The sequence below is a fragment of the Anaerovibrio lipolyticus DSM 3074 genome, assembly GCF_900141865.1.
Lineage (GTDB): Bacteria > Bacillota > Negativicutes > Selenomonadales > Selenomonadaceae > Anaerovibrio > Anaerovibrio lipolyticus.
Window position 1 is genome coordinate 40,045 of the sequence record NZ_FQYW01000017.1, and the last position, 14,727, is coordinate 54,771.

The window sequence follows — 14,727 nt, forward strand, 5'->3', positions numbered from 1 at the left end:
CTATATAAAATAATCACACACAATATTATTCTTTACTGCAGATTCCCGCCAAAAGCAAGGTCAGCTTCATTTCAATGTTCTTCTCAAATGTTACTGGTATATGACTAAAGGCCGCCGCCTGAAACATGGAGTGAAACATTTCCGCCATAATTTCCGGAGAAATATCATTTCTGAACTCCCCACTGGCCTGCCCGGCCTTCAGAAGATCAAGAAACTTTCCCATAAATTCCGGTGCCGGCATATCAATCTTGTGCCCACCCCGTGGATTTGACTGAGTCATGGCCCCGGTAAAAAGCAAAGGCAAAAGATATCTGTTCTCTCCCACCAGCCTTGCCGTAAGCATTACCATTTCCTTAAGAATTACCTTATAGCCAGGACTGGTCTTCATCAATCCATGGAGCTCCTCGGACATAGTACCTGCAAAGCGGTTCAGCAGACTAATGAGAATATCCTCCTTGGAATTAAAATAGTTATAAAAGGTTCCCAGTCCCATATCCGCCGCATTCATAATGTCTGCAATGGAGGTGGCCTGAAAGCCCCTTTCACTAAATTGAATCACCGCTGCATTTAATATATCATTACGGGCCTTAATCTTTTTCTGCTCACGACGGCCCAGCTTTTCGCCACGATTTTCCTGCATCTCTGTATTATCTAATGACTCTGGATGTCCTGCCATTACATTACCTCCTTAGATTCACAATTAATGAATCCAATTCACTTTTTAACAGCTTTCTAAGTATAACACAAAACAGCACAAAATAAAAGCGCAAAGCTAATGCTCTGCGCTTAATATGCAATGGTGACCCAGGAGGGACTCGAACCCCCGACCCCTTGATTCGTAGTCAAGTACTCTAATCCAGCTGAGCTACTGAGTCATGGTCGGTCTTAAATAACCAACATGAATATATTACCTCAATATATGATATTTGTCAAATATTTTTTGAGTTTTTAAATCTCAGCCTTTTTCTCACCATCAGAAACCAAGGCTCCACTGAGCTTTACGAACTCCGAATCCGCATCGGTACAGGTGAAAATACGCTGATGATCCTTTTGAATGATCTGATTTTCCTCAGCTATACTGATGTCCAGCTGAAGGCGGTTGTTCCTATCCTTACGGAAGGAATATTCGCCACGGGTACTGAGCCATTCATTAATCATTTCCAGATTCATAAAGGAGGCCTGCTTGTTGTACTCCTTGTATTCATCCGTTGCAGCAGCCGCTGCCTGTTTCATGTCCGAAAAACTGCCTATCAAAAAGAATTCTGTACTCTTTTCGGTGGTCAGCAGCTTAGTTACAATATAAGCCATTTTATCATCCTCTATTTATTCTTCCATGGTAACAACCGTGACTTCTTCACATGGGTATGCTCCCATCCCACTATTACCTCCAGGACAGAACCAGATACACATCTTGTCTTGGCTGAAATACTCATACAGTTGGCCGGCTTGGTGCTGGGATCAATCTCCGCAATTTTAAGTCCAGTACGCACAGGGCAATTATCGTGAAGCATACCTCTGAGTACACCGGCAATAGGGGTTCTTATCTCCAATACATGACCACCATCCACATGAAGGCGGCCAATAAGCTCATCCTTATCGATAATATAAGCTGTAGGATGGCCTGCCTCCAGATAACCGTCGCATGGAGAATTAATAGAGTGGGATGCCCTCATAATAGCCCTGGCCTCAGCTATATCCTTCTCCGGCAGTGCAATACCATCGTGAAGAATACGCCCCAGATTGTGTCCTCTGGCAGTTTCAATAACACAGGTCACATCCTGACCTGCCACAAATCCAGGACCAATACCAATAGTCAACGGGGCCATATCCTTATTGGTGCCAAGATTGCGCTTAGCATAAATAGCATCTACCAGTACCTTTGGCTTAAACACCTTCAGGGATTCCAACCCCGGGTCCACCATGATAACCAGCTTGCCCTCTTTAAGCATTTTGCTGGCCTCCTTGGCGTCGTCAGCTTTATAACAGGTAACCCTTTCCACGGTGGTCTCACCGTCATAAATGGCCTCAGAAAATACAATATTTCTACGAATGGCCGAAGGATACTGCTGCTCCAGCATCAGCACCTTATAGCCACAGTTATACAGTCGATGAGCAATGCCTGTGGCCAGCTCACCGCCACCCCTAATCATAATAAGTTGTTTCATTTCTTAGCTGTCCTCATATATACGAACCCGAAGCTTCAGCCCCCGGTCATCACAAATCTTCTGGCAAAGATCAATTTCCTGCTGATTTTCCACCTTTTCCACCACGGTCATTACCACATTGGGCACATATTCCTTGCAGTCCACAGCAAATTTCAGCATGGCATCAAAGGACTCAATACCATACTTGGCACGGGTCAGCTCCAAGTAACGTTCCTTATTGGAAGCATTCAGGCTGATAGAAACCGTATCCAAAATTCCCCCGGCAAAATCACCGGCTGTGCTGCGCCCATACATCAAATCAGAAAGGCCGTTGGTATTAAGACGGGTTTTAACTTCAGGATGTGTGTCCTTAACATACTTTAAAAGCTCCACCACTGCATCAATTCGGCAGGTGGGCTCACCAAAGCCGCAGAAAACAATTTCCGATACCATATCCCAAGGCAGCTCATCCAGAAGCGACTTAACCTCAGGGACAGAAGGCTCTTCCTTTAGCCAAAGAGAGCTCTGCTCTGCCATTTCCTTCATATTCCGCAGACAAAAGGTACAGGCACAATTACATTTATTTGTGAGATTTATATATATTCCCCGCTTGCCCTCTGGCTGTTCCTTTAAACTGTCGGCCACTTGCAAATATCTGCCGCCGGCATGAGTTGCATAAACTATCATACTGCCACCCCGTATATCACACTTATTTTAGCTCAGTCAAAAATTCTTCAAAAGCCAATCCATAATTCCATGGCAAATCCAGCTCACAGGTGTATTCCAGAACCTTATTAATAAAATCAGCAGCCTTTATTACCGCTTCCTCCAAAGATTCCCCATTCACAAGACTTCCCGCCACAATGGCGGCAAAGGCATCGCCGGTGCCGGAGCGATCATCCCCCACCTTGTCCTTCTTTATAATGCCCTGAAGACCATCCTTTTCAAAAAGATAGTTCTTTATATGGGTATCATCACTTAGTCCTGTGATTACTACCTGCTTAGGACCACGGTCAGAAAGGGCCTTGGCCATTTTGGCCAGTTCATCCTCACAGATTCTGCCATTTTCCGGATATTCTACATCCAGCAGCTGACAGGCCTCTGTGAGATTAGGAGTTACCAAATCGGCCCATTTTAAAAGCCGGCGCATTTCCCGGCACATCTCAGGAGTGTATGATGAATAAAGCCGTCCATAGTCCCCCATTACCGGGTCCACCATAACCTGGGTATTATCACCCTTGAAACGATGGATAAAATCCTCCACCAGATTAATCTGATCCAGACTTCCCAAAAAGCCAGTGCAGATACCATCGAATTCAATTTTATGCTGAGCCCAGCTATCCATATAAGGAGTCATGCGCTGGGTATAATCATCAATAAAGGGATTTTCGAAGCCAGTATGTACAGATAATATAGCCGTGGGCAACGGACAGGCCTGAATCTTCATGGCGGAAATCAGTGGCAGCTCCACGGTAACGGAACATCTGCCAAAGCCCGTAATATCATTAACCAACGCAATACGCTTCTGCCTTTTCATGCAACATCTACCTTCTATCATCTGTCATACAAAAATTATTTCACTCGTCTGAGGTGCGGCCCAGTTCGTCTTATCAGCTTAGGCTCCCTTCTCAGGGCCTCCCGAATAAGCTCCTTTTCCTTTATCATGGTTGTCTGTCTGCTGATGTTAACCAGAATTCCTATGGCAAAAAGGGACATAACCAAAGATGTACCACCATAACTGATAAATGGCAATGGTACACCAACAACCGGAATCATGCCACTAACCATAATGAGATTGGCCACAGCCTGCCCTCCAATGAGGAGCAATACCCCTACAGCCAGCATCTGACCATACATATCCTGGGCCTGCATGGCAATAGCTGCCGCATAACGACAAAACAGCATATATACTATCAAAATAGCCAAAACCACAAAAAAGCCCATTTCCTGGCTAAACACCGCAAAGGCAAAGTCCGTATGGGCCTCCGGCAAATAATCATATTTACTGAGCCCCTGACCAATGCCCATACCAAAAAGGCCTCCGGAACCAATGGACATCAGAGACCTTACCGTCTGATAACCCTGATCCTGGGCATAGGGCCATGGATCATAGGTAACCATCAGGCGCTCCAATCGGTATGGCTGCATGTAAATCATAAAGCCCACCAATATCAGTCCACCCAAAAGCAACCATTTTAGCTTGCTGAAATGCAGGCCCCCCACCACAAGCATCAATATAGGGATACCCATAACAATACAGGCAGTACCCATATCCGGCTCAACATAAACCAGCAGGGCCATGGCTCCCACCACCCCCAGCTGCCGATTGAAGAGATTTACTTCCTTGCCCTGTCCATTTCTAAAGGAAATATAATAACCAGCCAGCATAATACTTACCAGCTTGGCAAATTCCGCAGGCTGGAAGGAAAAGCCCGGGAGGGGAATCCAGCGGCGGGCACCATTAACAGGATCCGTAAAGAGCAGCACCACTAAAAGGCAAGCCATCAATATAACGGTTACTGGCATTATCAAAGAACGCCATTTGTGATAATCCACCCTGGCTCCCACATAGCATAAAAGCAGCCCCAAAATCATGCTGACAGCGTGCCTTAGCAAAAATGCATAAGGACTCCCATAGTCCCTTTCAGCCATAACAAAGGTTGAACTGAACACATTAAAAAGTCCTGCAATAAGCAATATTATCACCAGAGTCATAATGGCTTCATGGTTGTTTTTCCATAATTTGACGCCCTGTCTGCGCGGTGTCAGTGGCTCTACTTTACTCAAGGGAAGGTTACCTCACAACGATTAATTTTTTCACCAAATCCACTAAATTTACGCTCATACTCAGTCATAATATTATCTGGTCTATTTTCCGCATGAAGGTCAAAGGACACATCATCCACCTGAAGGCCGGCCTCCTCAAACTGCTCCAGTGAGAAATCAAAGAGGGGGCGATTATCCGTCTTAAACACCAGCTTCCCCGGGTGCTTAAGCAGCTTGGAATAGCGCTTCAAAAAGCCCACATGGGTAAGGCGGCGCTTGGCATGTCTTGCCTTTGGCCAAGGATCACAGAAATTGATGTAGAACTGATCTACCTCGCCTTCAGAAAAAATCGTCTCAATATTATTAATATCAAATACCAGGAGCTTCACATTGGTAATACCCAGCTCCCGAATTTTTTTTGCAGCCATGTAAAGCACATCCTGCTGTGCCTCAATGCCAATGAAATTTATATCAGGATGACGGAGAGCCATCTGACTTATAAAGTCTCCCTTGCCGGTACCCAGCTCCACATGAAGGTTGGCCTGGCGACCAAATACCTCATGCCATTTCCCCTTCTGCTCCTCAGAGGCTGGATTATCCTTAGGGAACACAAAATCATCAAAATCATGAATAGCCTGGTCAACCCAAGGCTTTCTACGTAAACGCAAACTTATCGCTCCTATTCAAAATTACTTTTTCTCAAAGCCATACTTTTTTAGATAGCGGTACAGGGTAACACGGCTTACGTGAAGGAGATTTGCCATACGGGATACATTGCCCCCCGCGGCCTTCCACGCCTTTACGAAAATATCCTTGTCTTCCTTCCACTTATTATCAGGCTTCACATCACCCATAAGGTTAATGTCCTCAGGTCTGATAACACCATCTGTGGTCTTGAAGAAGGCCACCTCCAGCACCCCCTGAAGCTGCTTGATATTCCCCGGCCAATCATAATTGGTAAGGATATTCACAGTTTCCTCCGCAATGGTCTTTTGCGGCATCTGATGCTGACTGGCCAGCTCATTTACAATATGAACTGCCAAATCCCGTATATCCTCCCGACGGTTTCTCAGGGACGGTATACGAATCACACTTCTCGAAATGATATCATATAATTCTCTTGCAAACAAGCCTCTTTCAGTAAGACGCTTCAAATCGCTGTCACATGCCCCCACAATGCGCACATCGATAGAGCGGTCCACATCCTCACCTACACGGTTGGACTGAGAGGTATTGAGGGCTGCTGCCAGCTCTATGGCAATATTTTTAGGCATTTTCTCTATTTCATCAATAAAGAGAGTACCACCGGAAGCCAGCTCCAATTTACCAGGATGGCTGATTTCCGAATTAAGGGCTACACCAAAGAGCTCCTGTTCCAGAATTTCCGGAGTTGTATCACCACAATGAATGGTAATGAGTGGTCCTGCTGCCCGAGGGCTGGCCTGATGAATACCATGGGCCATACGCTGCTTTCCTGTTCCCGCTTCACCCTGAATCAACATGTGATGCTTATTTCTGGCGATGCGCAAAGCCTTATCCTTAATGGAGCTAAAGTTGGTGCCGGCACTTACCAAGGAATTCAGACTGTATTTTGCTGTAAAGCCTGCCGCATGAGCCACCAAAGTACGCAAATCCTCAATAGGCATGGACACTGCTACTACACTGTGAACAGTTTCATCTCCATTGTAATCCAAAGGCACTACGGTGGTAATATCCTCGTAGGTCTTGGCCTGAGTAATCCAGGTAACCTCTTTATTGTAGGAAGGCACACCTTTAAATCCGCGATATATAGGGGTGTGGCGGTAATTCATTATAACCTCGTTAAGGTTTGTCTTCACCTCATTATTATCCTGAGGCTGGGCGCCAATACCCATAAGACGGCTCATGCCCAGCTTATTGGCATAGGCCACCTCATCTCCCGCCATAACATGATATACCGCGAAAGGAGTTGCATCCAATATAGCCTCCTGGGCCTTGATGCGGGTAAACTGATGGAGATAAACCTCCAAGGATTCTTTAATGGTAAGAAGCATGGCAATAATAGCATCCTGAGGCATATCAGTCTGTTCCACCGCCACCAAAGAAATGATATACTGCAGCTCATTATCCACAATTATAGGTGCTGAGCAGGCATCGCTTTGCTGGCATTCTGCTGCCCACATCTCAGGGCCAAAGAGCCAAAATGGTGCCCTGTGTTCATAAGCAATACTAATGGAGGAAGTGCCAACCTCCTCAATGCCCACCCGAACCCCCTCAATTTCACCTGGGGTCATCTGATAAAATGGCATTGAATAACTCTTTAACACGGTACAGTTTGCATCCAATATAAGCAGACTGATATTGTATTTCTGGAAGAATTCCCGAACATTGCCACTGATATCCTCCAAATACTTTATAGCTGGGCCATGGAGCTTTTGAGCCTCCTTCAGCTCAGCCTCAGAAAGGTGCTTGGCTGTGGACATTTTATCCGATGGCACCTTTAAGGCAGCACTTTTTTCCCAGGACTTGGCCACCCAAGGATGTACATTAGGATCTATTTCTCCTGTTTCGATAAATCTATGGTAATATGCTTCCAGCTTTTCACGACTGCGACGTTCCCTAATCATAAAGCTTTCACTCTCCAATCTATCATAATAAGTTAGTTCAAAAGTAAAACGATTCTAAAACTATACATATACACCTATTTTAGCATTAGTGATTTTTCTCTGCAAATTTTCCGACCTAAAAGTTACAATCAAACCTCAATTCTGTCCTATATATTGTAATATTTTGTTTGGTGACTTTTTTCAAGTTGTTAATTATGATATAATCTCATTGTCTGTACAATAATGTATTAGAATAAAAAGGAGAATGGTGGTTTATAGATGTCTACTCAATATAAGAAAATTCAGAAGAATTTATCCCCATCTGCTGATGGAGCAAACAGCAAGTCCAATATGAAGCCAAAGGCTTCCAGGGATTTACTTCTTCTCATCATGATTGCCCTTACCATGTTTGTTATGGCCTTGGGCTGGCAGACCCTTGATCAGATCGGCGTGGCTATGTACACCTGCCTTATGATTGGTATGGTTGTTGTTTACATTAACCGTCACGGCAACTTCACCGACAAGGTTCACAGAATTTTAGTTGGTGTAAGCATGGGCACACTCTTTGCTTCCGTTGGCCTCTTAGGCCTCAGCGTATACATGCAATATTTTGCATAATAACGAGCTTTAAGATGTCCCCTTCCTCTTTAGGTGGGGGAAAACAAACTACAACAGCTGGTGAGTATATCTCCCAGCTCGTTGAAACGCTAATTGGAAGATTTTTCTTCTAAAGAAGAAAAATTTGAACAATGGCGTTATAACGTCAATTCAAATCGGCTTTCTTCGGAGAGCCGATTTTTTATATGTAAAAAAGACTGGTCCGAAAACCAGTCTTTTTTTCATTTTTATTAAATTTCGCCTTTGGTTCCCAGAGCCTTAAGACGAGCCAACGCACGCTGCAGTGAAGCCTCAGCACGAAGGAGATTGATATCCTCCCGAGCTGCGCCACCGGCCTTATAAGCCTCAATACGCTGCTTGGCACGTTCCATGGACTTACGGGGCACGATCTGCATCAATGTCCTCAGGAAGCTCTGCCACGGACGCCAGCACAGAAATCTTTTCTGGCTGAACCTCCATAAAGCCACCGCCTACCGCCACCAGCTTCTCGGTGCCTTCCATTTTCACCCGCATGGCATGAGGCACAAGGCCTGTTACCAGCGGAGCATGATGAGGCAGAATACCAAGCTCGCCATCAGTGGAACGGACAATCAGCATATCAATATCAGCAGAATAAACAACCTTATCCGGAGATACAATCTCTAGCTTTATTGTAGCCATGGATTATCCCTCCTTTTTCATCTTCTCTGCCTTCTCCAGAACCTCTTCGATACCGCCTACCATATAGAAAGCAGCCTCTGGCAGTTCATCATATTTACCCTCCAAAATCTCCTTGAAACCACGGATGGTATCACGAAGTGGAACATACTTACCAGGTGTGCCAGTAAAGATTTCTGCTACAGCAAATGGCTGGGACAGGAATCTCTGAATCTTACGGGCACGGGCTACTGTCAGCTTATCATCATCGGAAAGTTCTTCCATACCAAGAATTGCGATGATATCCTGCAATTCCTTGTACTTCTGGAGAACTGCCTGAACGCCACGGGCAACCTCGTAATGCTCGGAGCCAATAACATTTGGATCCAGAATACGGGAAGTGGAATCCAGTGGGTCCACTGCTGGATAAATACCCAGCTCAGCAATCTGACGGGACAGAACTGTGGTTGCATCCAGATGGGTAAAGGTGCCGGCTGGTGCAGGGTCTGTCAAGTCATCGGCTGGTACATATACAGCCTGTACAGAAGTAATGGAACCCTTGTTGGTGGAGGTAATACGCTCCTGAAGGGCACCGATATCCGTAGTCAGAGTTGGCTGATAACCTACTGCAGATGGCATACGTCCCAGCAGTGCGGATACCTCAGAACCAGCCTGAATGAAACGGAAAATGTTATCAATAAAGAGAAGCACGTCCTGACCCTGAACATCACGGAAATACTCCGCCATGGTAAGGCCGGTAAGACCTACACGCATACGGGCTCCAGGTGGCTCATTCATCTGGCCATAAACAAGAGCAGTCTTGTCAATAACGCCAGACTCGGTCATCTCAGACCACAAATCGTTACCCTCACGGGTACGCTCACCTACACCAGCAAATACGGAATAACCACCATGCTGGGTTGCAATGTTATGAATCAGCTCCATGATAAGAACTGTCTTACCTACGCCGGCACCACCGAACAAGCCGATTTTACCACCGCGGGAATATGGAGCAATAAGGTCAACGACCTTGATACCGGTCTCCAGAATCTGGGTTGCAGTTTCCTGCTCATCAAATTTAGGAGCTGGACGATGAATTGGCCAGAACTCCTTGTTGCCAACTGGTGCCGGATTATTGTCAACTGTCTGACCCAATACGTTAAATACACGGCCAAGGCAAGCATCACCCACTGGAACCTTAATAGGAGATCCAGTATCTACAGCTTCCATGCCACGGGTAAGACCATCAGTAGAGCTCATGGCGATACAACGGGTAACACTGTCACCCAAATGCTGCATAACCTCTACCACCAGATCTATTTCCACGTCGCCGGCTTTACCCTGGATTGTAATTGCATTAAGAATCTCTGGCAGTTCACCTGCGGGAAATTCAATATCTACGACAGGTCCGATTACCTGTACGACTTTACCTTTTGCCAATGGTAAACCCCCTTATTTAAGTGCCTCAGCACCGCCCACGATCTCTGTGATCTCGCGGGTTATGCCGGCCTGACGAACTTTATTATAGTGCAAATCAAGTTTTGCGATAAGCTCCTGAGCATTATCCGTAGCGTTACTCATGGCATTCATGCGGGAGCTGAGCTCACTGGCTGCTGCCTGTAAAAGCGCCGCATAAATGGTGGTAACAAGGTACTGTGGCAGAAGATACCCCAGCACCTCAGCTGCATTAGGCTCATAGATGTATTCTGAACGAATTTTCTTCTCTTCGCCCTCCTTAGTGGCAAGATTGCCAAAAGGAAGCAGCTTAACAGTTTCAGGAACACAGTTAATTGCAGAAATGAATCTGGTATAAACCATGTACACTTCCTCAATTTCACCGGACTTGAAACGCTCAATGATATCCTCCGCTATATCCTTGGCATTTTCGAACTTAGGACGTTCGCTGATGCCAATATATTCACCGGAAACATCATAGCTACGGTTGGAAAAATAATCTCTTGCTTTACGGCCCACAGTTATAAGCTGAGTATTGCCCTTATCAGCCACCTGGGCAACGGCCTCCTTGATGGCATTACTGGAATATGCTCCAGCAAGTCCCTTATCGGAAGCGATTACCAGAATAAGGCGCTTTCCTCCCGGATAAACCTCCAGAAGTGGATGACTGAAGTCAGTCACATTGGCGGCAACATCAGATACGACCTGAGCCATTTTATCTGCATAAGGCTTATTGGCAACAGCAGCCTCTTTAGCCTGACGAAGGCGGGAGGTTGCTACCATGTTCATGGCATTTGTGATTTGCTGTATACTCTTTACGCTCTTGATACGACGGCGTATGTCCTGTAAACTAGCCAAATAAAATCACCTCGCTGCCTTATGCCATTTTGTAGGTTACAGTTTCCTTAAATTCCTCAATAGCCTTGGAAATCTCAGCCTCTAAAGCATCATCCAGCTTTTTCTGATCTGCAATCTTCTGAAGAACAGCCTCATGCTCGTTGTGCATAAACTTCAAAAGGTCACCCTGGAAGGTAACTACCTTGTCCACTGGAATATCGGTCAAGAAGCCACGAACTGCGGAGAAGATTACTACAACCTGTTCCTCTACAGCCAGTGGAGAATACTGAGCCTGCTTCAAAGTCTCAACCATACGGGCACCACGGTCCAACTGAGCCTTGGTAGCCTTATCCAAATCGGAAGCGAACTGTGCGAATGCAGCCAACTCACGATACTGAGCCAGATCCAGACGCATGGTACCAGCGACCTGTTTCATAGCCTTGATCTGAGCACTACCACCTACACGGGATACAGACAGACCTACGCTGATGGCAGGACGGATACCAGAATAGAACGCATCAGTCTCCAGCATAATCTGACCATCGGTGATGGAGATTACGTTGGTAGGAATATATGCAGAAACGTCACCTGCCAGAGTCTCGATAATCGGCAGAGCGGTAATGGAACCAGCACCTAAATTATCGGAGAGCTTGGCAGCACGCTCCAACAGACGGGAATGTAAGTAGAATACATCACCTGGATATGCCTCACGTCCTGGTGGACGACGTAGCAGCAGAGACATGGCACGATATGCAGCCGCATGCTTGGTAAGGTCATCATATACGCAGAGGCAGTGACCGCCCTTGTACATGAAATACTCGGCCATAGCTACGCCGGAGTAAGGAGCCAGGTACTGAAGCGGAGCACTATCAGAAGCTGTAGCAACAACTACGATGGTGTATTCCATAGCACCGGCATCTTCCAATGTCTTAACTACACGGGCAACGGTGGATGCCTTCTGACCAATTGCCACATATACGCAGATACAGTTCTGGCCCTTCTGGTTCAGAATAGTATCTACAGCAATAGCAGTCTTACCAGTACCACGGTCACCGATAATCAGCTCACGCTGACCACGGCCAATTGGTACCAGAGCATCAATTGCCTTCAGACCAGTCTGGAGTGGCTCATGTACTGACTTTCTGTCAGCGATACCAGGAGCCTTATACTCTACTGGACGATATTCAGTTGTGTTGATAGGTCCCTTGCCATCAACAGGGCGACCCAGTGCATCAACTACACGGCCAACCATGGCTTCGCCTACAGGAACCTGCATGATGGTGCCGGTACGTTTTACCATATCGCCTTCCTTGATGGCAGTATCGCCACCAAGAATAACTGCACCAACGTTGTCCTGCTCCAGATTAAGAACAAGACCATATATATCGTTACCGAAATCAAGTAGCTCACCGGCCATAGCCTTGCTGAGGCCATGTACGTGGGCGATACCATCACCGATTTCGATAACAGTGCCTACATCATCAACATTCAAATCAACATTGTAGTTCTTGATTTGATCCTTGATAATGGCTGTTATTTCTTCCGGATTCATTTTCATACTTCGCTGTCACCCCATTTTCTCAATTACTTGCCATCAATTCAGCCTTCAGTGCCTGCAAACGACCGGTTACACTGCCGTCGATGCGTCTGTCACCGATTTTTACAACTACGCCGCCAATGATTCCCTTGTCCTCGTGCATGCGAAGCTGTACCTTTTTGCCGGTCACCTCTTCCAATTTGCTGCCAAGACTTGCCTTGAGTTCTGACTTCAAATCAAATGCACTGGTTACATCAGCGATTACAATGCCCTGTGCTTTGTTGGACATTTCCTGATAGCACTCGTTAATGGCTTCCAGCAGCACAATACGACGCTTGTCCACCAGAAGCAGCAAAAACTTAAACATCAAGTCAGAAACCTCACCCTGCAAAAGCTTGGTAATAAGGTCCTTCTTGGCTTGAGGCTGTACCTGCGGGTTGGTCAGGAAGCCCTTAAGATCAGCCTGTGAAAAAAGGTCGTGGCTCACCTGAGCAAGCTCCTTGCCGTATTTTTCAAGCTGATTTTCCTCTTTGGCAATCTCAAAGATTGCAACCCCGTATTTACGGGCAAGCTGTATATTTAACATGGCAAATCACCAATCTTGTCCTTATCGAGCTGGTCGATAAACTCCTTGATAAGTGCTTCATTCTCAGCAGCATCAATATTTTTGGAAACGATTTTCTCAGCTGCGGCAATGGAAAGTGCAGCAACCTGTCCCTTGAGCTTTTCAACTGCCAGAGCGCGTTCCCTCTGAATTTCCTGCTGGGCAGCATGCTTCATCTGATCGATTTCAGCTTTTGTTGTCTGCATGCTGGCCTCATGATCTTCACGAGTGCGCTTTTCTGCCTTGTCAATGATCTCCTGAGCCTTTACACGGGCACCTGCCAGCTGTTCCTGATACTGCTTCAGGGTAGCTTCAGCAGCTGCAGCATCGTCGTCAGCCTTCTTAATGCTGCCGGCGATTCTTTCCTCACGCTCTTTTAACATCTTAACAATAGGCTTGTACGCAAAAATACGGAGAAGAACAACAAGAACCAAGAAGTTCAGCATCTGCGCAATTAATGTTGCGTTAATATCAATCAATTCTATTGCCCCCTCTACTTAATAGCCTCATCGGTAGCGTTAAATTACTTGATGAGTGGATTAGCGTAGAGAATAATCAGGGCAATAACGGTGGCGATAATACACATTGCCTCGATCAGACCTACGGAGATCAGGGTGTTAGTGAAGAGTGCGTTCTTTGCCTCTGGCTGACGGGTCAAGCCCTCAATAAACTTACTGGTTACCAGTGCATCACCTAAAGCTGCACCAACTGCTGCCAAACCCATAATAATACCTACACCGATCATAGCTGCCGCTACCATAACTGAATGTTCCATTAGATAATCCTCCTTAAAATAAATAACGATTTTTTCTGTTTTCGTCATGATAACATAACGAGAAAACGTTCTTACTCCTCACTGTCCTTTACTGCATTGGCCAAATAAGCCAAGGAAAGGCTGGTGAAGATAAATGCCTGTACTCCGCCGATAAACAAACTGAAAGCCAGCCATGCTACAGATGGGAGAATTGCCCATTTAGCCAGCATAAGCAAAATAATGATGAGAATCTCACCTGCCAGAATGTTACCAAATAGACGGAAGGCCAGTGTGATTGGCTTGGCGATTTCCTCAATAACGTTAATGATAACAAAAATTGGGAACGGCTGGAAGAAATGCTTAATATAATGCATTCCCTTCATGTACACGCCCAAAGTGTGTACCATAACGATAATGAAAAGTGCCAGGCCCAAGGTGGTGTTCAGATCATTTGTCGGCGATGCCATAGTAGGCACCAGACCAAGCCAATTGGCTACAATCAGGAAAAGGAACAATGTTACAATCAATGGACAAAGGAATTCTCCCTTTGGCCCAAGACTGGTAAGCGTCTGTTCCCTAAGCCACACGATGAGTCCCTCAACAATGTTCTGGGCACCAGTTGGTACCATTTTGAGGTTCCTGGTGGCAAGTATAGCTATTAATAAAACAATGGCCATACTTATCCAGGTCATCACCAGTGTCTCCCAATTGAAGGTCAGGCCGGCAAACTGCACTGTTTCGCGAACACCGATTTCATGCATAACCTATACCCCCTTCTAATGTATCCGGCC

The 14,727-nt window shown here is 46.0% G+C and carries 16 protein-coding genes, 1 tRNA gene and 1 pseudogene; 1 reads left to right on the forward strand and 17 read right to left on the reverse strand.

Features of this window, described 5'->3' with window-relative positions:
* Positions 1–25: 25 nt before the first annotated feature.
* The 9 genes from B6K08_RS10105 to B6K08_RS10145 form a co-directional block, all read right to left on the reverse strand.
* Positions 26–676, reverse strand: coding sequence for a TetR/AcrR family transcriptional regulator (locus B6K08_RS10105; protein ID WP_051555522.1), 651 nt, complete (start codon positions 674–676; stop codon positions 26–28).
* A gap of 121 nt (positions 677–797) precedes the next feature.
* A tRNA-Arg gene (locus B6K08_RS10110) sits at positions 798–875 on the reverse strand.
* 73 nt (positions 876–948) lie between these two features.
* Positions 949–1,308 carry a hypothetical protein gene (locus B6K08_RS10115; RefSeq protein WP_037330096.1) on the reverse strand — a complete coding sequence of 120 codons (360 nt, stop codon included), beginning with the start codon at positions 1,306–1,308 and terminating at the stop codon, positions 949–951.
* Positions 1,309–1,319: 11 nt separating this feature from the next.
* Complete coding sequence (gene yqeB, locus B6K08_RS10120) at positions 1,320–2,165, reverse strand: selenium-dependent molybdenum cofactor biosynthesis protein YqeB (RefSeq protein WP_039207184.1); 846 nt, start codon at positions 2,163–2,165, stop codon at positions 1,320–1,322.
* A 3-nt stretch (positions 2,166–2,168) separates the two neighbouring features.
* Positions 2,169–2,831 carry a TatD family nuclease-associated radical SAM protein gene (locus tag B6K08_RS10125; RefSeq protein WP_039207181.1) on the reverse strand — a complete coding sequence of 221 codons (663 nt, stop codon included), beginning with the start codon at positions 2,829–2,831 and terminating at the stop codon, positions 2,169–2,171.
* Positions 2,832–2,853: 22 nt separating this feature from the next.
* Complete coding sequence (locus B6K08_RS10130; protein ID WP_039207179.1) at positions 2,854–3,681, reverse strand: pyridoxamine kinase; 828 nt, start codon at positions 3,679–3,681, stop codon at positions 2,854–2,856.
* 35 nt (positions 3,682–3,716) lie between these two features.
* A complete protein-coding gene (locus B6K08_RS10135; protein WP_080326080.1) occupies positions 3,717–4,931 on the reverse strand; it encodes an FtsW/RodA/SpoVE family cell cycle protein in 1,215 nt (404 codons plus the stop codon).
* A complete protein-coding gene (gene trmB, locus B6K08_RS10140) occupies positions 4,928–5,578 on the reverse strand; it encodes a tRNA (guanosine(46)-N7)-methyltransferase TrmB (protein WP_080326081.1) in 651 nt (216 codons plus the stop codon). Before trmB ends, B6K08_RS10135 begins: the two co-directional genes overlap by 4 nt.
* Before the next feature lie 21 nt (positions 5,579–5,599).
* Positions 5,600–7,516 carry a sigma 54-interacting transcriptional regulator gene (locus tag B6K08_RS10145; RefSeq protein ID WP_080326082.1) on the reverse strand — a complete coding sequence of 639 codons (1,917 nt, stop codon included), beginning with the start codon at positions 7,514–7,516 and terminating at the stop codon, positions 5,600–5,602.
* Between the two features lie 258 nt (positions 7,517–7,774).
* On the opposite strand from B6K08_RS10145, the gene B6K08_RS10150 reads away from it, so the two are divergent.
* On the forward strand, positions 7,775–8,113 hold the full coding sequence (locus tag B6K08_RS10150) for a hypothetical protein (protein WP_080326083.1): 339 nt from the start codon (positions 7,775–7,777) through the stop codon (positions 8,111–8,113).
* Between the two features lie 230 nt (positions 8,114–8,343).
* Here the strand turns inward: B6K08_RS10150 and atpC are convergent.
* The 8 genes and pseudogenes from atpC to atpB form a co-directional block, all read right to left on the reverse strand.
* Positions 8,344–8,773 (reverse strand): annotated as a pseudogene (gene atpC, locus B6K08_RS10155) (ATP synthase F1 subunit epsilon).
* A 3-nt stretch (positions 8,774–8,776) separates the two neighbouring features.
* Positions 8,777–10,189 carry a F0F1 ATP synthase subunit beta gene (gene atpD / locus B6K08_RS10160; RefSeq protein ID WP_080326084.1) on the reverse strand — a complete coding sequence of 471 codons (1,413 nt, stop codon included), beginning with the start codon at positions 10,187–10,189 and terminating at the stop codon, positions 8,777–8,779.
* Positions 10,190–10,201: 12 nt separating this feature from the next.
* Complete coding sequence (atpG, locus tag B6K08_RS10165; RefSeq protein ID WP_080326085.1) at positions 10,202–11,062, reverse strand: ATP synthase F1 subunit gamma; 861 nt, start codon at positions 11,060–11,062, stop codon at positions 10,202–10,204.
* A gap of 19 nt (positions 11,063–11,081) precedes the next feature.
* On the reverse strand, positions 11,082–12,599 hold the full coding sequence (gene atpA, locus B6K08_RS10170; RefSeq protein ID WP_027397626.1) for a F0F1 ATP synthase subunit alpha: 1,518 nt from the start codon (positions 12,597–12,599) through the stop codon (positions 11,082–11,084).
* 22 nt (positions 12,600–12,621) lie between these two features.
* The gene (atpH, locus tag B6K08_RS10175) at positions 12,622–13,164 is read right to left on the reverse strand and encodes an ATP synthase F1 subunit delta (protein ID WP_027397627.1); all 543 of its coding nucleotides are present in this window, start codon (positions 13,162–13,164) and stop codon (positions 12,622–12,624) included.
* Positions 13,158–13,661 (reverse strand): F0F1 ATP synthase subunit B, encoded by a 504-nt coding sequence (gene atpF / locus B6K08_RS10180; RefSeq protein WP_027397628.1) that lies wholly within the window; start codon positions 13,659–13,661, stop codon positions 13,158–13,160. Before atpF ends, atpH begins: the two co-directional genes overlap by 7 nt.
* 44 nt (positions 13,662–13,705) lie before the next feature.
* Entirely contained in the window at positions 13,706–13,957 is a 252-nt protein-coding gene (gene atpE, locus B6K08_RS10185; protein ID WP_027397629.1) for a F0F1 ATP synthase subunit C, read from the reverse strand.
* 71 nt (positions 13,958–14,028) lie between these two features.
* The gene (atpB, locus tag B6K08_RS10190; RefSeq protein WP_027397630.1) at positions 14,029–14,697 is read right to left on the reverse strand and encodes a F0F1 ATP synthase subunit A; all 669 of its coding nucleotides are present in this window, start codon (positions 14,695–14,697) and stop codon (positions 14,029–14,031) included.
* Positions 14,698–14,727 lie beyond the last annotated feature (30 nt).